Origin of the sequence: Rhizobium leguminosarum bv. viciae USDA 2370, assembly GCF_002008365.1 — a bacterium.
In the GTDB taxonomy this organism is placed as follows: Bacteria; Pseudomonadota; Alphaproteobacteria; order Rhizobiales; family Rhizobiaceae; genus Rhizobium; species Rhizobium leguminosarum.
This window is the reverse complement of sequence record NZ_MRDL01000023.1, coordinates 94,656-113,933: the sequence shown is the minus strand read 5'-3', so window position 1 is coordinate 113,933 and position 19,278 is coordinate 94,656. Positions and strand designations below refer to the sequence as shown.

General features: G+C 58.4%; 18 protein-coding genes and 1 pseudogene. 8 read left to right on the top strand and 11 right to left on the bottom strand.

From position 1 onward, the window contains the following. Positions 1-26: 26 nt before the first annotated feature. The gene (locus BS629_RS10755) at positions 27-1,055 is read right to left on the bottom strand and encodes a DUF3991 and toprim domain-containing protein (protein WP_245315080.1); all 1,029 of its coding nucleotides are present in this window, start codon (positions 1,053-1,055) and stop codon (positions 27-29) included. 219 nt (positions 1,056-1,274) lie between these two features. Here BS629_RS10755 and BS629_RS38905 point away from each other — a divergent pair, with 219 nt between their 5' ends. Further along, positions 1,275-1,424: a hypothetical protein gene (locus BS629_RS38905; protein ID WP_157633263.1), complete on the top strand. Its 150-nt coding sequence runs from the start codon at positions 1,275-1,277 to the stop codon at positions 1,422-1,424. A gap of 345 nt (positions 1,425-1,769) precedes the next feature. On the opposite strand, the gene BS629_RS40215 is transcribed toward BS629_RS38905, so the two are convergent. The 4 genes from BS629_RS40215 to BS629_RS10730 form a co-directional block, all read right to left on the bottom strand. After that, positions 1,770-1,904 (bottom strand): hypothetical protein, encoded by a 135-nt coding sequence (locus BS629_RS40215; RefSeq protein WP_259666420.1) that lies wholly within the window; start codon positions 1,902-1,904, stop codon positions 1,770-1,772. A 198-nt stretch (positions 1,905-2,102) separates the two neighbouring features. Further along, positions 2,103-2,522 carry a hypothetical protein gene (locus BS629_RS10740; RefSeq protein WP_077988193.1) on the bottom strand — a complete coding sequence of 140 codons (420 nt, stop codon included), beginning with the start codon at positions 2,520-2,522 and terminating at the stop codon, positions 2,103-2,105. 28 nt (positions 2,523-2,550) lie between these two features. After that, positions 2,551-3,315 (bottom strand): GntR family transcriptional regulator, encoded by a 765-nt coding sequence (locus BS629_RS10735; RefSeq protein ID WP_077988192.1) that lies wholly within the window; start codon positions 3,313-3,315, stop codon positions 2,551-2,553. Next, positions 3,312-4,193 carry a glucosamine kinase nucleotide-binding domain-containing protein gene (locus BS629_RS10730; protein WP_077988191.1) on the bottom strand — a complete coding sequence of 294 codons (882 nt, stop codon included), beginning with the start codon at positions 4,191-4,193 and terminating at the stop codon, positions 3,312-3,314. Before BS629_RS10730 ends, BS629_RS10735 begins: the two co-directional genes overlap by 4 nt. 518 nt (positions 4,194-4,711) lie before the next feature. On the opposite strand from BS629_RS10730, the gene BS629_RS10725 reads away from it, so the two are divergent. Next, on the top strand, positions 4,712-5,434 hold the full coding sequence (locus BS629_RS10725) for a Crp/Fnr family transcriptional regulator (protein ID WP_077988190.1): 723 nt from the start codon (positions 4,712-4,714) through the stop codon (positions 5,432-5,434). A 37-nt stretch (positions 5,435-5,471) separates the two neighbouring features. On the opposite strand, the pseudogene BS629_RS10720 reads toward BS629_RS10725, so the two are convergent. The 5 genes and pseudogenes from BS629_RS10720 to BS629_RS10700 all read right to left on the bottom strand — a co-directional run. Then, a pseudogene (locus BS629_RS10720) lies at positions 5,472-5,615 on the bottom strand (L,D-transpeptidase); the annotation flags it as partial. Positions 5,616-5,937: 322 nt separating this feature from the next. Beyond that, on the bottom strand, positions 5,938-6,861 hold the full coding sequence (locus BS629_RS10715) for a sugar phosphate isomerase/epimerase family protein (protein WP_018482066.1): 924 nt from the start codon (positions 6,859-6,861) through the stop codon (positions 5,938-5,940). Positions 6,862-6,878: 17 nt separating this feature from the next. Further along, positions 6,879-8,588, bottom strand: coding sequence for an ABC transporter permease (locus tag BS629_RS10710; RefSeq protein ID WP_077988189.1), 1,710 nt, complete (start codon positions 8,586-8,588; stop codon positions 6,879-6,881). Continuing rightward, on the bottom strand, positions 8,585-9,589 hold the full coding sequence (locus BS629_RS10705) for an ABC transporter ATP-binding protein (protein WP_026236765.1): 1,005 nt from the start codon (positions 9,587-9,589) through the stop codon (positions 8,585-8,587). Before BS629_RS10705 ends, BS629_RS10710 begins: the two co-directional genes overlap by 4 nt. Positions 9,590-9,639: 50 nt before the next feature. Beyond that, positions 9,640-10,644: an extracellular solute-binding protein gene (locus BS629_RS10700; protein WP_077988188.1), complete on the bottom strand. Its 1,005-nt coding sequence runs from the start codon at positions 10,642-10,644 to the stop codon at positions 9,640-9,642. Positions 10,645-10,791: 147 nt separating this feature from the next. On the opposite strand from BS629_RS10700, the gene BS629_RS10695 reads away from it, so the two are divergent. Beyond that, positions 10,792-11,949 (top strand): ROK family transcriptional regulator, encoded by a 1,158-nt coding sequence (locus BS629_RS10695; RefSeq protein ID WP_018482070.1) that lies wholly within the window; start codon positions 10,792-10,794, stop codon positions 11,947-11,949. A 116-nt stretch (positions 11,950-12,065) separates the two neighbouring features. On the opposite strand, the gene BS629_RS10690 is transcribed toward BS629_RS10695, so the two are convergent. Next, positions 12,066-13,325: an ROK family transcriptional regulator gene (locus BS629_RS10690; RefSeq protein ID WP_077988187.1), complete on the bottom strand. Its 1,260-nt coding sequence runs from the start codon at positions 13,323-13,325 to the stop codon at positions 12,066-12,068. Between the two features lie 286 nt (positions 13,326-13,611). Between BS629_RS10690 and BS629_RS10685 the strand changes: the two genes are divergently transcribed. The 5 genes from BS629_RS10685 (at position 13,612) to BS629_RS10665 (ending at position 19,200) form a co-directional block, all read left to right on the top strand. Next, positions 13,612-15,066: an ABC transporter substrate-binding protein gene (locus tag BS629_RS10685; protein WP_077988186.1), complete on the top strand. Its 1,455-nt coding sequence runs from the start codon at positions 13,612-13,614 to the stop codon at positions 15,064-15,066. Positions 15,067-15,136: 70 nt separating this feature from the next. After that, positions 15,137-16,066: a carbohydrate ABC transporter permease gene (locus BS629_RS10680; RefSeq protein WP_032982638.1), complete on the top strand. Its 930-nt coding sequence runs from the start codon at positions 15,137-15,139 to the stop codon at positions 16,064-16,066. A gap of 1 nt (position 16,067) precedes the next feature. Further along, positions 16,068-16,901 carry a carbohydrate ABC transporter permease gene (locus BS629_RS10675; protein WP_077988185.1) on the top strand — a complete coding sequence of 278 codons (834 nt, stop codon included), beginning with the start codon at positions 16,068-16,070 and terminating at the stop codon, positions 16,899-16,901. A 28-nt stretch (positions 16,902-16,929) separates the two neighbouring features. Next, positions 16,930-17,955 (top strand): Gfo/Idh/MocA family protein, encoded by a 1,026-nt coding sequence (locus BS629_RS10670; protein WP_077988184.1) that lies wholly within the window; start codon positions 16,930-16,932, stop codon positions 17,953-17,955. A 78-nt stretch (positions 17,956-18,033) separates the two neighbouring features. After that, on the top strand, positions 18,034-19,200 hold the full coding sequence (locus tag BS629_RS10665; protein WP_077988183.1) for an ABC transporter ATP-binding protein: 1,167 nt from the start codon (positions 18,034-18,036) through the stop codon (positions 19,198-19,200). Positions 19,201-19,278: the final 78 nt, after the last annotated feature.

Below are 19,278 nucleotides of genomic sequence, written 5' to 3'. Positions count from 1 at the left end.
CCGTCCTATCGACCTCGCCATCCCCTTCAGTCCTTCATGACCCCTTGCCTGGCGCCGGCATCGCGACTGGCTGGGTCAAGGGCCGGCTCAGCCGGGCGAAGCCTCCCTTGACGCGGGCGGTGCGAATGCGGCACGCTTCCTGCCTTTCTTTCCCCCTTTTCTTTCTCCCTGACCTTCAGGGTTTCGTTCCAGTCCTCCTCGGCCGGGCGCAACCGGGTCCACTCGCAACCGGCATCCTCGGCAAGCGACCGCAATCGCGTGGCAAACAGATCCCCTTGTGCATTGGCGTCCGTCGCAGCGACCAGCCGGGCGTCCGGTCGGGAGGCCAATTCCCGCAGTGCGGCTTGCGTGGCCGGCGACCACCCGCCGCCGGTGCTGAGATAAAGCGTGCCGTCATGCAACCCTTCGATTGCCGCAAGGCTCATGGCATCGATCGCAGCTTCCGTGACGGCCAGGCGCAACGCAGTATCCAACCCTAGACGGAAGAGAACCTTCGCTCCTCCAGAGGCGAAGCCACGGTATTGCGGTCCGCGCGCCTCCCATCCGGTCACCACGCCGGCATTATCCGTATGCGCTGCCCATATGCTGCCACGCGGGCCTTCCCGAAGAAGCCCCGCTTTGATCGCCTCACAGAGTATAGGTGGTGGCAGCCGGCGCTCGCCGTTGAGGTAGCGCCACGTCGATGAACCGGGCCATGGGCTGCGGCGCGCTTGCCAGCGCTCGACAAGAGAGAGGTTGCATCCTCTATCGCGGCTCGCAGGCTGCCACTCCGGTTCCGTGATCTCGAAACCAACGAGATCCGCGACCCTATCGGCGCCTTCGAGAAAACCGACATGATCGAGATGCTCGACAAGCCCGAAGACATCGCCTTTCGCATCGCTGAGCGGATCAAACCATCCGCGCCCCTCATGCGCGACGATGACGATTTCACCACCACGGCGAAACTTGACTGCCCGCCGGGTGCTTTCCTTGATGTCGATGGCGAACCTCGCCTGTTCAAGAACGGCCGCGCAGCTCACCTGCTCACGCAGCGCCTCTATCTCTCTTCTTTTCATTTTGCTCCCGATCGCACTGCGATCGGCCTCCATTGCCTTTCCTTGCCCGTCGCTTCGTGGGCACCGTTCGGCCCACCGCGAAGAGCAAAGACTGCAAGGGCGCGGCTGGCAATTGTCGGATCATGCAATGCACGGCCGCGGCGAAGCCTCCCTTGCGGCCTGCTGCTCGCAAGCGGCACGCCAAAGGCCGGCTCGATGCGCCGGCCAGGGGAAAAATTCATGAGCGATCTCAAGGTCGTCGTCGGCATCGATCTCGTCAGAGGGAAAGACGCTGTATTCACCCTCGACTTCAAGGACGGTGACCGGACCATCAGGTCATGGGAGCTGGAAGGCGCGGGACTGTGCGAGGAAATGATCGAGCGAGTTTAGAAGGGCTCCAGTGGGAGCGGGCCAATTCCCGCTCGATGGCTCCTCAAAGGCTCGGGACGGGCGCGATCACCGCGCCGCGGAGCGGCCGCAGCTTGCGAGCGGACCTTTCAGCGTGTTGTTCGTGGAATCCGGAACTCGGCAAGGACCCATCACAAACGCGCGGATTGGCTTGCTTTCGTGGTCACCTCGGTTCGGCTGCGTTCCGCCGAACGCAGGAGCCATTCTCTCCGTGTTTTCAAACCGATGGCGCGATCTTGCTGCGGGCCTGACGTTGCCAGAACGATGCATTTGCAGGCAGCATGCAAGGCAAGGTGAAAGCGTCCGGCGCCCGCAACCACACTGCGATCAGCCTGATCGCGTGAGCTTCACTTTCTCAAGCGCCTGTTCCACTGATTCGGCGTTGAGCGATTTAACCGCACGCTCCACGCACGCCTGAATTTCAGCGGTATCCTTTCCCTCGATCAACGCGATATCAGCCACAGTCCAGCCTCTCGATATCCAATGGAGACAGGTTCGTTCAAACGGCGAGAGCATTGCTATCTTCATGGGGCGCTGGTTCCACTCAGCTAAAGCCCAGCAGGTTTGCGGAAAACATCGACCTTACCATTGGAGAACCTGTGCAAATTTGATCCGAAATCGCCATGACCGCTTGCCTCAACTTCAACTCAAACTCGGGAGTCAACACCACGAGATGTGCGTCGTCTTCAGGTACAAGCCGACCTTTGTGCTCAGCATGCTCATAGCCTTTGCGGGTTCCGCAAGCGGAGGCTTATTCGTCAGAGCGATCGAGGCTGCGATGACGCGCGTGGCTGCCTCGGCAAGGCAGCGCCGCGACCAAAGCTGAGCTCGATATCGTAGATTGAGGGGAGTGACCCTCGAATCGAAGCGGCGGGCAATTTCGCCCTCAGCTCGATGGACTATTTCAGGGACATAGTCGGACAAGCCGCACGCGACTGTGACGACGAATTCGGAGTCCTCGGCGCGCAAAGCCGCACCGGTGGCAGCGAAGTCTTTCGCTAAGCGATCGAGCAATCTGGCCGCAGCTTCTGGAATTTCGTCGATCTCACGGCGCATGTTCGTTTGCACGGTGGCCTGCATGATAGGATCCTGTCTTGTAAGAGAGCGGTCAGTTTTCGAGAAAGGTGAGCTCGCTGACAAAACCTTCGGCATCGCCTCGAAAAAGTGAGCGGGTGAATTCGATCGCACGGCCCGAAGCAAGATAGGCGACGCGCTTTGTCAAAAGACCAGCCGTTCCAATCGCGACGCCAAGCAAGGTGGCGTCCGGACCTTCGATGTTGGATGCGAAAGTGCGCTGGATCGCACGAACGGGTCTGAAGTTTGCGTCCGCGAGTGTGTTGCAGATAGAAGAGGTAACGGCACGAGCGTGGGGCAGGAACTCCGAGGAAATGCATGTGCGTTCGATCGCAAGCGGCTGGCCCGCCGAGCTCCGCAAGTGGGTGATGCGCACGACGTGACTGTCGCCTGACAAGCCGAGTGTCATCATCTCCTCTGGTGCGGGATGAGACGTGCTGCGCCCGATGCACTCGACTTTCGTGTCCGATCCACGCCAGGAAATGTCACCCGTCAAAGAGTTCGCGCATAACGGAGGCCGATCTGCGCGCACCGCCGATCCGGCAACGAAGGTTCCTGAGCCGCGCCGGCGGACCAGAAAGCCCTCTTGGACGAGATGGTCGATTGCTTTGCGGACCGTTACACGGCTAACGCGGACATGTTCAGCGAGGTCTCGTTCGGGATAAAGAACGTCGCCCTCTTTGAGTTTACCCGACAGGATCGCCTTTTCAAGCGCCAGGCGAAGTCTATGGTAGAGCGGGCCGGCGCCCTTGATGTCTATGCCCCATCCTGGAAGCATGGCCGCAAGCCTGTCACTCATTCGATCGCTTTCAGATGCCCGAAGCGCGACACAGCCAGGGCCACGGCCCCGCTCACTGCATCGCCTTCGGGCGTTACCAATAAACTTTGATGCCGTGCAGCGATCCAGGACGAATACAGCGGCCCCAATCCCCCGAGCAGACAAATCTTCTGCGTTCCTCGCGCGACTAGACGATCAAGTGCTTCGTCAACTGAAACAGCGGCTTCTTGCAACAGGCGCGCGGCGACGGCATCGCCCTGTTTCATGTGCTCGAATACGCGCGGCGCATAGCGGCCGAAGGCGCCGGGCTTTGCCTGCCGCGCAAACTCGACGATATTGCGTGGGTCATTTTTGAATTCCGCAAGGACGGAGGCGGTCATCGCGGACATGTCGTGAATGCCGTCATATGCGAGCAGCGTTTCTTGCAAAAGCGCATGTCCAATACGAGCGCCGCTGCCGAGGTCGCCCACAGTAAAGCCCCATCCGCCGACGTAGGTCACCGTTTCCCAGTGGCGGGAAATGTAGATCGTGCCTGTTCCTAAAATGGCGACGGCTCCGTCTTTATCACCAAGCGCGCCTTGTAGCGCGATCAGCCCGTCTGACTCGATGTCCGCCTGGGCGAAGGGTAGCCTGTTTTTCACGTAGTGAACGGCCTCACCGACATTATTGCCCGCGACCCCAAGTACTGCACGCGCCGAGGCGATGCTACGCGCATTGATGCCAGCTGCGTAAAAAGCCGCGTGGGTCGCACTGGCAATGCTGTCGAGGGCCGTATCCGGATCGGAGAGAATGTTGGCGGGCCCGGCTTGAGCCCGCGCAAGGATACTCCCGTTCGCACCGGCGACTGCAGCACGGCAGCTGGTGCCACCGCCGTCGATTCCGATTAGGTAGACAGTCATCCGCGCGTTCCTTCAGGAGGTCATCTGACACAGCGTCGTTCGCGTTCGGGCCGCACCAGCTGCGCGCACCGTGTTAGTACGTACGTCGCACAAACATACCGGATTGTCAACTGGAAACCGGCTAGAGAGAGTATGGGCGACCCAGCTGAAGGAACCCGTAATGCCTTTCGACCTGAATCCTTTCCCCGTCGCGAGTAACCGGCATGCAATTTGGGAAATGCTCGTGCGAAAAGACGTCGGCGGCTTCGTCGCCCAGGATTGGAAGATCTTTGCTCCGTCGTTCAAGTTTGAAGGATTGTGCGGGACGGCCTCGTGTCGAGGCAGGCGCTATCCAAAAACAGCCATGGCACCGATACTCTGATCTGGATCAACTCGCGGTCCCGGCGAAATTGGTAATCATCAAGCCGCGCCGGAAGAAATCGGGATAGCCGAACCCGCAATCACGGCGTAATCGTCTGGGGTATGCCCAGCATGCGCAGCCACATCATGGCACACGCGGATTTTGAAGGGATCAGGAAATGGACGTTGCACGCAGTAAGGTTTCCGACGCCGGCACTCCCGTCGCTTGCGCTTCCTGCCAAGCGCGGTACGGCGTCGTCTGCGGCGCGCTGTGGAGCGGCCAACTCCGAGAGCTCGGCCACCAGTCGCTGCGCCGCACGGTCGATGCCGGCAGCGAGATCATCGCTCAAGGGTCGGAAAGCTCTTTCTATTCGAACATCATGCGCGGGGTAGTAAAGCTCTGCAAGGTGATGCCGGACGGGCGCCAGCAGATCGTCGGCCTGCAATTCGCCCCCGATTTCGTCGGCAGGCCCTTCGTGCCCGAAAGCATGCTGTCGGCTCAGGCTGCGACCGACGCCGAAATCTGCGTCTTCCCCCGCGACCTGCTCGACCGCATGATATCGGAGGCGCCGAAGCTGCAGCGCAGCCTGCACGATCAGGCGCTGAAGGAGCTGGACGCCGCGCGCGAATGGATGCTGACGCTCGGCCGGCGCACCGCCGAGGAGAAGGTCGCAAGCCTGCTCCACCTCATCGCCACCCACGCCGAACCGCAGACCGCCACGACCACCTCTTTCGACCTGCCGCTGTCCCGCGCCGAGATCGCCGATTTTCTCGGTCTGACCATTGAAACCGTCAGCCGCCAGTTGACCAGGCTGCGCAAGAGCGGTGTCATTCGCATCGAGAACTCTCGACATATCATCGTCCCCGACATGGATGAGCTGGAGCGGATGATCAGCGCATAGAACGGGATCAGCTGCCGAATTCGGGATCAGAGCGTGATCACGACGCGGTATTGGCGAGGCCAGCCTGTGGCGCCAGCGAGAAGAACTGCGCCGCATTATCGGGATGCAGCCGAACGCAGCCATGCGAGGCCGGACGGCCCAGGCGTTTCAGGTCGAAGGTGGCATGAACGGCGTAACCGCCGTAGGCGATCGAAATTGGCCGAATGGGTATCCTGCTGGTGAAATTTGCAGTACCGTTCACCAGATCGATCAGCCGTTAGATGACTGTCGCGCTACCACCTTGCCAACTACAAGGTGGTCTGAAACGTCGTTGGCCAGCAGTCGCCGGCGAGGATCTCTGCCTGTTGGAGGATCTCCGCCTATTGATTGACGGCACCGACGTAGCCGACAGATTCTTTGGTCTCGACTGTCCATCCATCTGGACCGCGGAACTGTTCAGGGGTCAACGCTGCTACCTTTGTCACGACGTAGTGGAGGATTGTCGAGGGTAAGCGCATTCGCCATCATGCGCTTTTCCTCTCGCGCGCCTCGGCGACCATCTCCTCGAGCCTAACAGCAACACTGTGAGCGCGGCGATAGTAGGCGGATTCTGGAATCCCATACCGGTCCATTGGCGTCTCGAAGTTGAGCGGAGTCTGATAAGGAGTTGCGGCGATCGCCGAGGTGATCGTGTGCCAATCTAATCGTCCGTCGAATGGCAAGAGATGGTTATCCATTGCTCCGAAATTGTCGTGAATGTGAGTAGCGATGAGGCGATCGGCGAAACGCTCAAGCACGCTGAGCTTGCCTGGCTCGATCAGTTCCCAGTGGCCACAATCGAAGCAGACGCCGATGAACTCCTTGCCGTATCGAGCGAACAGCCGATCATAGAGGTTGAGGAAATTCTGAGCGTTGGCGCAAAGAAGAGTTTCCGCGGCAATCTGGATGCCCTTTTCGACGCAGTAAGGCCTGATCTCGTCGAGAGACTGGAAAAGGGGGTCGAAGAACGCTCGTTCGGCGGCTTCGCTGCCGAAGACGTTGTCGTTGATATCGATGTGCAGAACAATATTGGGGGACTGGAACGCGGCCGCCAGGTCGACACGGTTACGCAACAGCTCGACTCCGCTGCGGCGCTGCCATTCATGCGGCGACAGGAAGTCCTTGCGCGTCTCCATCGCGAAAGGGCCAGGGTTTTTGTGGCCGATCTCGGTGATAGGATTGCGGCCATTGCTGCCATGAACCGAGTGTACTTTCAGCCCAGCATCGGCCACGATCCTGCTTGTAAACTCGATCTCGGCGTCGGCCAGCCAGTACGAACTGCCGGAGTCGGGATTCCAGTTGATGTGTGTGAAGCCAGCTTCCTTGATGAGGGTGAGCGAGTTGCGAATGCCTTCGTCGTACCAACGCTCCTGGTGCGGCCAATGCCAGACGGTGATGCAGGTATCCAATGGATCAGTCTCCAGTTCTACAATGTTGTGGTTTCTGGACCTTTGCCAAGGCCGATGCGCTCGGCCAACAGAATGATCGCCAGTGAAAACGCCATGATCAGAGTGACATAGACAAGGTTGAGCGCGGCCTGCTCAGGATCGACAGACAGCGAGCTGTCTACGATTGCAATCGGCAGCGGTTTGTTGTTGACGTTGTATAGAAACGCCGACAGGGGGTATTCCGACAGGAGATCGTTGAACGCCATCCCGGCGACGAGGATTACAGTCGGCGCCACTATCGGCAGAATGATGCGGCGATAGCGATAAAGACCAGTGGCGCCCATCGAGCGGGCCGCCTCGTTATAGGCCGGATCGATTCCTACGAAGGCTGCCCGCAGGAACCTCACCATAAGCGGCAAGGCGACGATGGCGTAGCCAATCGGCAGGAGCCAGTAGCCGCCGAGGAGGACTGCGTTTCCAACGAGCGGGTTTGGCGTGTCGAAGGTGACGATCAGCCCGACAGCGAGCAGAATACTAGGAACTACCCATGGCAGGAAGAAAGTGATGTCTAGAAGGCGCGTCAGCCAACTGCGCCGGCCAAGAATAACCGGGACAGCAAACAGCGTAACGACCAGCGCCGCCGATACCGCGGCAAGGCTCATCACTATGGAGTTGAAGAACGGAAGAAAGGCGGTGCCTTCGGTAAAGACGCGGGCATAGTTCTTCAGGGTCAGGCTGGATGGGATCACTTCGATGCCGATGCTCGCGGCCGGGGCGAAGGAGAAGAGTACGACAAGAGCGATCGGCACCGCATAAATAGCCACAAGAAGATAGGCAAAAAAATGTAGCACTGTATTGCCGATCGGGCTGCAAATTTTGCGTAGCTGGATGGGCGCAGTCGCTTTCGCGCCGCCGACATAGGAACCGCGCGCTTCGTAATATTGAGACAGCAGGATAAGCGCCATGAGACACAGTCCCATCATAAGCGCCAGTAAGGCGGCCATGTCGGGACGGCGCAGGCTGTTCAGAGTCAGCACCATCTGGCTCAGCATGTGGAAATCGCGACCGCCCAGCACCTGAGGGGCGGCGAAAGAGCTGATCGCGGTGTAAAGGGTGAGAAGGGTGACAGCGAGGAGCGTCGGCATGATTGCGGGCAGTACCACACGCCACAGGATCGTATATTCCCAGGCACCCATACTGCGCGCGGCTTCGATGGTTGCGTAGTCGACGCGGCGCATCGCAGCACGCAGAAAAAGATAGTAAAAGTTGGTCATCAGAAAGGTATGCGTGAAGAGCACGCCAAACCAGCCGATGAACCAGTCTTGCGGGAGGCTGGAAACGATCGCCTTCACCAGATGTGTCACCGCACCGCCGGGACCATAGGTGAAGTTATAGCCCGCCGCCGCAACGACACCGCCGAAGACCAGCGGCGTTGCATAGGCGATTTTCAAGAGTGCGCGACCGCGTACGTGAAAATATTCAAGGACGACCACCTGGAAAATCCCGACAATGGTCACCGTGACCATGGTCGCTGACGTCATCCAAACCGTGTTCCAAAGGGCAGCGCGCACTCTTCGTGATCTTGAAAGTTCGCTTAGGGTCTGACCGACCACCAGGCTGCCGTCCCTGAAAAATGCCGTTTGAAGTGACGCGACGAGCGGCAGTATCAGGAAGGTGACGACGATCCAGATCAGGGCCGCCAACCCGATCCAATAGACTACGCGCTCGGCGGCAGCCGCGCGGTTCATCTGTCCGCTTCCTCGAAGATATGCACCGAGCCCGGCCGGATCGTCCAGGACACGGTCTCACCGATTTCGGGTAACTCGTGCCCCATCCTGGCGGCCGAAATGAAGTATCCGCCGGTATCCAGGTCGATACGGCTGTGGGCGCCAAGGAATTCCACATGACGGACGGTCGCCGGCAACCCGGCTGGTATCACTTTCCCAACGAGTACATCTTCGTGGCGAACAAAAATGCGCCCCCGAACGTCGCTGCCCAGGATTTGCCCGGCAAGCGGCGTGGGCAGTTCGTTGGCGGTGCCGATGAACTCGCAGATAAACGGCGTCGCCGGCTCTCGATAAAGAGTACGTCCGTCACCGATCTGTTCAACGCCACCGTTCGCCAGCACGACGATCGTGTCGGACATCGTGAGTGCATCTTCCTGATCATGCGTGACAAAGACTGCCGTGAAGCCAAATTCCTGCTGGAGCCTCTTGATCTCGCGGCGCATCGTCACTCGCACCTTGGCGTCGAGATTGGACAATGGTTCGTCGAACAAAAGCACCTTGGAGCCCGCGACAAGCGCGCGCGCAATCGCGACCCGCTGTTGTTGCCCGCCTGACATGGTCGCTGGCTTCTTGTGCAGCTGCTCCGTAATCCCGGATGTTTCGGCGATCTGGGCGACGCGCTTGCCGATCTCGCTCTGCGGCATCTTCGCCACACGCAAAGCAAAGGCGATGTTTTCGAACGCCGTCATCGTTGGAAACAGCGCATAGTTCTGGAATACCATACCGACATTACGGCGCTCCGGCGGCTCGTTGGTGATATCTTTTCCTTCAAGAATAATCCGCCCGCTCATGACCGGATGAAAGCCGGCGAGGGTCCTTAGAACGCTGGATTTGCCGCTGCCGGAGGCCCCGAGCAGAGCAACGAACTCGCCTTCGTGAACCTCAAGCGAGAGGTCGCGGATGACTACCTTATCGCCATAGCCAATATGCAGTTTATCGATGATGAGGATCGGGGTCGGCATGATCATACTCCTGTGAAGCCTGGCGATCTGTGTCGCCCGGTCCTGCATCCTCACCGGATTTCAAGCTCGATCTTCTGCAACCAGCCGTCCAGTTTGGGCGCGACGGCATCCCAGTCGATAGGCTGCGCCTTGACTAGTTCCGCATTCGCCTGCACCTCTGGCGGTGATTTCGCCAGCGCCGCCGGTAGCACCGGAACCTGACCGAACTTTTTGGCGTAGCCGGCCATGACATCGGCAGAGCCGAACCAGTCGACGAATGCCTTTGCCTGCTCCAGCTGATCGGTTCCCGCCATGATCGCCACGCCTTCGGAGATGACGGGCGTGCCACCTTCCGGGTCAATGACCTTGACTTGCATGCCGAGCTCCTTGGCGTCTTTGATGACGCCGCCGAACCAGTTCAGATTGATGATCGCACCGCCCGATTTGAAGGCTTCTTTGCGCGCATCGGCGTCATCGACAACGATGGCGTTCGCATAGAATGCGCCAAGAAAATCCCATCCAGCCTGAGTGACTTCGCCCTTGTCGTCGAGGAACCGGGCCAAGATGCCGGCAAGATAGACCCTTGTCGTCTGCCAGGCGGTGTTGCCGATGACGTATTTGGCTTTGTATTCGCCCCTTGTCAGGTCCAGCCAGCTTTTCGGCGCCCGCTCAGCGGCAAGCTTGTCGGAATCATAGGCGATGACAACCGGTGTGCTCCAGAATTTGTAGACAATGCCTTCTTTGTCCTTGTATTGCGCAGGGAGGTCCGCTGCCCAGGCTGGTGTGTATGGTTGGAACAGGCCGTTCTTTTTGAGCAGACCCATAGACGTGTCGACCATGCCGAGTACGACATCGGCCTGGGGGTTGTTCTTCTCGGCGACCAGCCGATCAAAAAGTTCTCCTCCGGGTGCGCGCAGAAACTGCACATCGTGACCGGCGGCTTTAGCCTGGTCGATTATCCACTGAACGTTCTCTTCTCCCTGAGGTGAATAGACGACAAGACTATTGGCCAAGGCCGGAGAGGTGACCGCGATCAGTACGGCTGCGAGGGTCAATAAACGTTTGATCTGATGCATGGTGTTCCTCTCGTTTCAGTTTGGCCGGTCATCCCCGGCTTGGCGCCTTATTACCGGAGCTACATGACAGTTTAATTACATTGCGTAATTTAATATATATTGCAATAGCTCTTTGGCTACTAACGATTTGAGGCACTCTTGGAACCAATGGACCTTTCACGGAACGAACGACGACTGGTCGAACTGATTTTCGTGGGCAAGAAGATTGCGCGCGTCGACCTGGCCGAACGGTCCGGCATGACAGGCGCTTCTGTCACTCGGCTGATAGGTCGCTTACTTGAGATCGGACTTCTCATCGAGGTGGTCGAGCGGACCGGCGCCCAAGGCCAGCCTCGGCGCTTGCTGAGCTTGCGGGCTGACCGGTATCTTTCCGCGGGGATAACATTCTCGGTCTCCCGAATGGAGGTAGCAATTGTTGATCTAGCAGGTAAGATTCTTACCTCCCGATCAGTCGACATCGAGACCAGCACGGCTTTGTCTGTGGCAGGCGCCGCGCAGGCTGCTATCGCGGCGATGCTGACCGACCTGGGTACGCCTAAGGATCGCCTTCTCGGGGTCGGCTGCTCTGTGCCCGGCAATTTCGGCACGATGTCGAACATCCTCAAGGCCCACAGCTTCTTCCCGGCTTTCGATGATGGTGAGGTGGACCAAGCTTTTAAAGCGACTTTCGAAGCGCCCTATTACATCGAGAATGATGGAACAGCTGCAGCGCTCGGAGAGTATGTGTTCGGCGGACGCATCCCGCAGCCTGATCCGATGTTCTTCATTCACATTGGACACGGTGTCGGGGGAGGGGCGGTTATCGACGGACGGCCGTACCGCGGTGTCAATGGAAACGCCTGCCTGCCCGGAGTTCTCTACCCGTACGACCAGCCGCGCCCATCCGGCCAAGACCTTTTTGCCACCCTCAACGGTGCCGGCTTCGCCATCCACGACTTCATCGACCTCGATCGGTTGCCAGATAGCGCCGAAGCGGCGTTAGAAATCTGGGTTGAACGCGCCGGAAAGCAGCTCAGCGAGACGGTACGTGTAGCAACGGCGATGTTCGACCCCGCGCTGATTGTCCTTGGGGGACGGCTGCCAGAACTCGTGACAGACAGGCTGGTACGCGCAATTTCCAGTCAGCCAATCCTTGGCCCGTCGCGCGGTTTGGAGGCTGCCGCAGTCGAGGCCTCTCGACTTGGCCCTCGCGCCGGCGCGATCGGGGCGGCCTGCATTCCGTTCTTTGCCTCTCTCTTTTCCGCCGCCGTCGCAGACGATGGCAGTCCTTACCTTAACGGTCGCAAGCCCAAATCCCGACCTTAGAAAATTTGATTGCGCGCCTGAGTCTCTTTAAGAAGTCAACCGGGGCAGGCCCAGGCGCGAACCGCACCTTGCAGGTCCGCAAGCCCTTCCTTGCAGATCGGTGCCGCTACAAAGCCTCAAATGACCAGCTTGAGGTGGCTGGATAAAACCAGACCCGCGGCGCCGCGCAGAGCCGTATGGCCTTCGCCGATACCATTCACCGTGATCGATATCTCCTGACCAGGTCTCTTCACCACCAGTTGCTCGACATGCTGCCTGATCAGCTCTGCTGCCTTCAATCCGCCTCCGGCGACGTCTCCATGAAGGACATAGGAGTTGAGAGAGAGTGTTTGCTGCAGATTGACGATGCCGAAGGCTACGTTCCGCGTATAACGGTCGAGAAGCTCCTCTGCCGCCTTCGAGCCTTCGTCTGCTTCCTTGACAAGCCTGGCACAGGTGACGCTCTTGGGATGCGGAAAGCTCAATCGGGCGGCTTCTTTTCGTAACCAAGGAAGGGCAGCGACGGTCTCCCAGCAGCCGTGCTTTCCGCAATTGCAAAGGGCACCATCGATCTGCACCACGCTGTGACCGAGTTCGCCGCCGGATCCGGCGAGTCCACGATAGACCTTGCCGTCGATGAAGAAGGCGCCGCCGAGAACCTCGCCAGTATAGACTGCTGCGAAATTTTGTTGGCCGCGACCGGGTCCGAACCATCTGTCCCCAACAAGCAAGGCACGGGGGTGGTGATCGATGACAACCGGAAGAGAGAAGCGTTCTTGTAGTATTGCTACGAGGGGAAGTCCCGTTAGAACGGGAGCAAGGTTGACGGTAAGAATGGTTCCATTGTCACTGTCGATCATTCCAGCAGAGGCCACGCCAATGCCGAAAGGCGCCTGTTGGGCCTGAGACAGTGTGGCAGTAAGCGTCTCCGTCATGACCGCGATGAATGCTTCTGTGTCGCCATGCGTATCAAACTCAGCTTTCGCAACGGCCTTGATCTCACCGGTTAGCGCCACGAGGCATGTTTGTATCGTGCCGGGCAGAAGGAGGACTGCGCCAAGCATCGGAGCATCGGGGTTAAAATAAAGCGGACGAGCCGGCTTGCCGCCTTTGACGTCGGAAGGTGACGCATCTCCCTCAACAAGAAGCTGGTCTTCGATCATCGGCTGCACAATACCGGTTATCGTGGTCCGGTTGACACCTGCAAGTCGAGCGAGATCTGCCCGGCTTTTGGGTCCGTTATCATATAAGGCCTGAAGGACGCGACCGCGGTTTATCGCGCCAAGTGCCGATTGGGAGACAAGTGTCACGTTACCGCCGTTCTCGCCGGCGGCGACTTCTCTGCTTGCAGGGGTGCGCTGGCCCAACGAATAGGACGGCTGGCTCTCAAACTTCAATTCTCTTCTCCAATCTACCGGATCCTTTTAGCCCGTACATTATCGAACGGCCATACAACATAAGGCCCTTTCCGGTGATGCAAGCAGGACGTCGATGACAACCGCGGTACAGCGCAGAAATTTTCGCCGCGACAACTTCTTGACACTAACATAAGTTTGTGCGAGGTACAAACTAACTGCTTACAAAAAGCACATTAGGGGTAACAATCTCAGTATCGACAAGCGGAAGCCCAGGGCTGCGCTGAAGGGCCGGGGTTGGGATACGAAGCAACTGAGGAGGCTGTTTATGACAATCGATATCGGAAATATGTCGCGACGTGACCTGCTGAAAAGCGCTTCCGTCGCAGCTCTTGTGGTTGGCGCGGGATCATTGGCCGTGCCACGGCGAGGGGCGGCACAGGATGCGAACACGGTGCGCGTCCTGTCCGTTGAAGACCCATTCTTTTTCTCAATGAAGGCGCTGGTGCCAGAATACGAGAAGGAAACCGGCATCAAGGTGGAACTGGAAAGCCTCTCGTATGACGCCCTTCAGTCGCGCCTCGTCTCTGCCTTTGTCGCCAAGACCTCCGACGCCGATGTCATCGTTGTCGACCAGATGTGGCTCGGGCAGTACCTCGACAATGGCTGGATCATCTCACTGAATGATTTTATTGCCAAGGACAACGAATTCGATCTCTCAGACTTCATCCCGGAGGTCCTTTACTCCTCGAATATGTGGCGCGGCCAGGTCGGCACATTGCCGGTCGCCGCCTATGCCCAGGGGGTTATGTACCGCAAGGACGTCTTTGACGAACTCGGCATTGCAGCACCGCCGACCGAGACGTCGGAAGACTGGACCTGGACGAAATACGTCGACACCCTGAAGTCGATGGAAGGCAAATCATTTGGCGGCAAGCCGCTCTTCCCAACCGTCGTTTGCGGTTCCCAGCCGTCGCCGATCGTCCACATGTTTACGCAGGTCTCAGCAAGCCACGGGGCGAACTGGTTCAAATCGTTCCCGACCGCCCCGTGGGATTTCTCCCCGCAGTTGACAAGCCCGGCCTGGATCAAGTCTGTCGAAGTCTACAGGCAGCTCTACAAGCTGTCTCCGCCTGAAGCCATCAATTATGTCTGGTTCGACGCCGGCACCCGTTTCGCCAAGGGCGACATCGGCATGTTCTATTGGTGGACCCCGTACTTCTATCTGATCAAGAATTCCGGTTACATGACCGGTAAGAAATCGGACGTCATGGAGAAGTATGCAACCGCAGCCTTGCCGAAAGCTGAGGGCGTGCCTCAGACGGTCAGCCTCGGTGGCTGGAGCCTTGGCATCCCATCCAGTTCCGAAAGGCAAGAGGCAGGCTACGCCTTCATCAAATGGGCGACCTCGAAGGCCACGCAGAAGAAAATGGCTCTTTGGCCGGACCTCAACTACCAGTTCTCCGACTTTGCGCGCGTTTCGCTCTATCAAGACGAGGAAGTCAAGGCGATCTATCCTTACCTCGATGTGCAGTATGCGATGATGAAGCAGGGCAACGGCAAGGTCGCACGCCCGCCGGTCCCTGGTTACACGGCTGTCGAAAGCGTGTTGGGTCTCACATTGAACCAGCTTCTGACCGGCAGCGAGGAGCCGAAGACCGGCCTCGAGCGCGCCAACAGCCTGTTCGAGAGCATCCTGAAGGGCAATCTCATGATCCCTTATCAAAGGGACAGCTACTCGGATTCTCTTGACGGGGCCAAAGCCCTGATCGCCAAGAAGTAACAGAGTTCTCCTCGGGCCGGCGCGACAGCGATCGCGCCGGCATCCACTTGAAGAAGAACTGGATCTGGCAATGCACACGACAACTGTTCGCTCTCCGCGAGCCTTCGGGCCTGCCCGGAAGAGCTTTATCCGACGAAACCTGCCATACTTGCTGATTGCGCCTTCGGTGGTGATGCTGCTCGCTCTGATCGCCTACCCCTTGCTGTTTGCCCTAAGATCGAGCTTCTACTTCTGGAACCTGCAAATCGGCCCGGAGCCGCTCCAGTTCGTTGGCTTCGAAAATTATGTGCAGGCCTTCAACGCATTCGACTTTCGCGCCGCGCTCACCAATACCCTGATCCTGTCGATCCTTGGCACGGCACTTGAATTCATATTCGGCCTGGCGATTGCACTCATTCTGCTCAAGGCACTGCCTGGCATGAACATCGTGCGGGCCCTGCTGATCTTGCCCACCACGATCGCGCCCATCGTCGTCGGCTTTTTGTTCCGCTACCTCTATGATCCCGGCGGTGGACTGTTGAGCTGGCTGTTGCAGTCGCTCTGGCTCCCCGTTCCCGCAGAGGGAATTCTTGGCTCGCCATCGACAGCACTCGCGGCCATCCTCTTCGTCGACATCTGGCAGTGGACGCCGTTCTTTGCAATCGTTCTCTATGCGAGCCTTTTGGCCGTGCCCGACGAGATTTTGGAGGCCGCACGCCTGGATCGCGCGTCTGCATGGACGATCCTGATGCGGATCAAGCTGCCGCTGATCAAGCGCACCGCAATCATTATCGTCATGCTGCGCTTCATGCAGATCTTCAACACCTTCGACACAGTGCTTGTGCTCACCCGCGGCGGACCGGGCACGTCGACGCGCACCCTTGGATACTCTCTCTACGAACAGGGCCTTGTCAACTTCAACATCGGCCTGGTCAGCGCCATGACCTGGATCACCGTGCTGATCGTCAACGTCATCGTTGCCCTCTACGTCTTCTTCGCGTTCCGAAACGAGGAGTGGTAAAATGTCCCGCCGCCACACGAGCTTCAACACGGCACTCACCTACGCCGCCGGCCTCCTCTTCCTGGCAATCTTTGTCGGTCCGATTCTGTGGTTCATCGCTCTTGCGATCCGGCCGGCCGAGACGGCATTCACCATGCCGCCGCAACTTACCTTCGAACCCAATCTCGATGCTTTCCGGCACATCCTCGTCGATCCGGGTACCAACGCGCCGCAACTGGTCAACAGCCTCATCGTCGCAATCGGTGCTGTGCTACTCAATCTGCCCTTTTCGGTTCCTGCTGCCTACGCGTTGTCCCGTTTCAAGCTACGCGGCAAGAAGAACATCATGTTGTGGTATCTCGGGTTGCTGATGGCCCCGCCGGTCGCGTTCCTGATCCCCTATTTCATCCTCATCACGCGCATCGGTCTGCAGGGTTCCTATTTCTCCATGATCCTGGTCCTGCAGACGCTGACGATCCCGTTTTCCGTCTGGTTGATGAAGAGTTTCATCGATGAAGTGCCGGTGGAACTGGAGGAGGCTGCCCGGGTCGACGGCGCCCGCTGGTACACGATCATGTTGCGGATCACGCTGCCGATCGTTCGTCCCGGCGTCATTGTCACGTCGATGTTCGCCTTCGTGTTCGCATGGAACAATGCCGCTTTTCCGCTGGTGCTGAGCTCACGCTCGACCGCCACTCTTCCGATCGGAACACTTGGATATTTCGCAACGAGCGGAGTGACCTGGAACTACATCGCCGCCGCCGCAGTGCTCGCGATGATACCTCCGATGATCATCTTCCTTGTTTTCGATCGATACGTCGTACGAGGCCTCACCTTTGGTTCGGTGAAGGGCTGAGCTTTCCCTTTATGAATGGAGTAATGAAATGAGCAGACTGCGAATGGGCGTCATTGGCGCCGGTCTTTGGGGCGGCAATCACGCCCACACCTTTAATGTCTTGCCGGAGACCGAGCTGGTCGGCGTCTGCGACCTCGATGAGGGCAGGGCGCTGAAGATGAAGGAAACCTACGGCGCAACGCGGGCCTTCACCGATTATCAGAAGCTGATCTCCAGCGATCAGATCGATGCGATCTCGGTTGCGACACCCGACTTTACCCACACGCCGATAATCCTCGCCGCTCTGAAAGCTGACAAACACGTGTTGAGCGAAAAGCCGCTTGCGACGACGGTGAGTGAAGCCGAGGAAATTGCCGCGGCTGCCGCAAAATCCAAGGGCAAGCTGATGATTGATTTCCACAACCGTGTGAATCCGATCCTCGCCCAGGTTCGCGACATGATTCAGGACGGTCAGATCGGCTTGGCAAAGCACGGGACCGCGCGTCTTTCGAATACGACATTCGTTCCATTCGAAATGCTGAGCTGGGCTGCAAAGTCTTCGGCACTCTGGTTCCTGGGAAGCCACCTCGTCGATGTCCTGCGTTTCATTCTCGCAGACGAGGTCGTGCGTGTTTATTCCGTCGCCCGCTCTGGGACACTGTCTGCCGGCGGCGTGGATACGAAAGACTTCCATGCGTCGATCCTTGAATTTTCCAAGGGCACGGTCGTGACCATGGAGAACAGCTGGATCCTGTCGCGCGACAATCCTTCGCTCGTCGATTTCAAGGTCGAGTTCGTTGGTGAAAAGGGCCAGATCCAGGCAGACCCGACCCATAGCGGCGGCCTGCGCCGTATCGTCGACGGCGGACTGAAATACAATGACTATATCGGCATAACGCCCACCGGCGCGACGCGTATCGGCGGCTTTGTCCTGGAGTCCATTGCTCGCTTTGTCGATAGCGTCCTGCGTGACGCTCCGCTGCTGGCAGATGCGCAGGACGGCCTGGCAAACACCAAGATCCTGGCCGCCATCGAGGAATCCGTTGCGACCGGCAAGGCTGTGAACATCGGCTAAAGCCGGAACCAAAGGCGCGGGGCATGTCCGCATAACGGTGCGGCTTGCCTCGCTTGAAAATACGGGGAGTACATAAAAATGGCGTCCATGACCTTCGACGGGATCGGCAAGACCTTTCCGGACGGAACCGTTGCCGTTGCGAATGTAAGTTTTTCGGTCGCGGACGGAGAATTCGTCGTGTTGGTCGGCCCCTCGGGTTGTGGCAAGTCGACATTATTGCGGATGGCAGCGGGTCTTGAAGCGCTCAACAGCGGCCGGCTGCTCATGGATGACGCTGATGTGACGGAGACAGAACCCCAGGACCGGGATATTGCGATGGTTTTCCAGAACTACGCGCTTTACCCTCATATGACTGTTTACGACAACATGGCTTTTGGCTTGCAGCAGCGCAAAATGCCCAAGGACAAGATTGACAAGCTGGTGCGCGATGCAGCCGAAATGCTTGATCTCGCGCGCTATCTCGAGCGCAAACCGGGGGCATTGTCTGGTGGTCAACGCCAACGCGTGGCGATGGGTCGAGCGATCGTTCGCCATCCCGTGGCCTTCTTGATGGACGAACCTCTTTCCAACCTGGATGCCAAGCTCCGCGTGCAGATGCGCGGTGAACTGAAGCTGCTTAATCAGCGGCTCGGCGTCACAACCCTTTATGTGACCCACGATCAGGTCGAGGCTATGACCATGGGCGATCGCGTGGCTGTGCTGAAGCCGGTGTTTAACGGACAGGAGAGTAATCTTCAGCAGATCGACACGCCGCAGAAGCTTTACGACAAGCCGTCCAATCTGTTCGTCGCGGGGTTCATCGGTTCGCCCGCCATGAATTTCGTACGCATCGAGCTGACAGCGGAAGCCGGGACGCTGAAAGCTGCGATTACCGGAACGAATATATCCTTCTCCATCCCCGCCCAGCCAGCATTGTCGGTCTTTGCCGGGCGACAAGTCGTTGTTGGAATTCGCCCGGAGATGTTCAAGGTTTGTCCCGAGGCCGAGGCGTTGTTCAATGAGCAGATCCCGGTTGCCGAAGCGCTTGGAGCCGACACTTTCGTGTTTTTCGACATCGCCTCACCGCCGGTCAATATCAACGATGCTGAAGATACCGAAGACTTTCCCAATAAGGGTAAGAACCGGCTTGTGGCGCGTATACCACCGGCGCTGACACCTCGACCCAATCAGGTGCTGCCATTGACAGTCGACCTGGAGAAATTGCACTGGTTCGACCCAGTAACGGGGGCTGCGATCCGCGACTGACAGAACGTGCACGAAATATCGCCAGCTGGGGTTTCAACTCTTTTCTCCTGCCCTCCCAGGCAACTTGGCTGTCGTCGA

Excerpts from the sequence above, each read along its gene's own strand:
- BS629_RS10755 (WP_245315080.1), bottom strand. The coding sequence starts at position 1,055 with ATGAAAAGAAGAGAGATAGAGGCGCTGCGTGAGCAGGTGAGCTGCGCG.
- BS629_RS38905 (WP_157633263.1), top strand. The coding sequence starts at position 1,275 with ATGAGCGATCTCAAGGTCGTCGTCGGCATCGATCTCGTCAGAGGGAAA.
- BS629_RS10740 (WP_077988193.1), bottom strand. The coding sequence starts at position 2,522 with ATGCAGGCCACCGTGCAAACGAACATGCGCCGTGAGATCGACGAAATT.
- BS629_RS10735 (WP_077988192.1), bottom strand. The coding sequence starts at position 3,315 with ATGAGTGACAGGCTTGCGGCCATGCTTCCAGGATGGGGCATAGACATC.
- BS629_RS10730 (WP_077988191.1), bottom strand. The coding sequence starts at position 4,193 with ATGACTGTCTACCTAATCGGAATCGACGGCGGTGGCACCAGCTGCCGT.
- BS629_RS10725 (WP_077988190.1), top strand. The coding sequence starts at position 4,712 with ATGGACGTTGCACGCAGTAAGGTTTCCGACGCCGGCACTCCCGTCGCT.
- BS629_RS10710 (WP_077988189.1), bottom strand. The coding sequence starts at position 8,588 with ATGAACCGCGCGGCTGCCGCCGAGCGCGTAGTCTATTGGATCGGGTTG.
- BS629_RS10705 (WP_026236765.1), bottom strand. The coding sequence starts at position 9,589 with ATGCCGACCCCGATCCTCATCATCGATAAACTGCATATTGGCTATGGC.
- BS629_RS10700 (WP_077988188.1), bottom strand. The coding sequence starts at position 10,644 with ATGCATCAGATCAAACGTTTATTGACCCTCGCAGCCGTACTGATCGCG.
- BS629_RS10695 (WP_018482070.1), top strand. The coding sequence starts at position 10,792 with ATGGACCTTTCACGGAACGAACGACGACTGGTCGAACTGATTTTCGTG.
- BS629_RS10685 (WP_077988186.1), top strand. The coding sequence starts at position 13,612 with ATGACAATCGATATCGGAAATATGTCGCGACGTGACCTGCTGAAAAGC.
- BS629_RS10680 (WP_032982638.1), top strand. The coding sequence starts at position 15,137 with ATGCACACGACAACTGTTCGCTCTCCGCGAGCCTTCGGGCCTGCCCGG.
- BS629_RS10675 (WP_077988185.1), top strand. The coding sequence starts at position 16,068 with ATGTCCCGCCGCCACACGAGCTTCAACACGGCACTCACCTACGCCGCC.
- BS629_RS10670 (WP_077988184.1), top strand. The coding sequence starts at position 16,930 with ATGAGCAGACTGCGAATGGGCGTCATTGGCGCCGGTCTTTGGGGCGGC.
- BS629_RS10665 (WP_077988183.1), top strand. The coding sequence starts at position 18,034 with ATGGCGTCCATGACCTTCGACGGGATCGGCAAGACCTTTCCGGACGGA.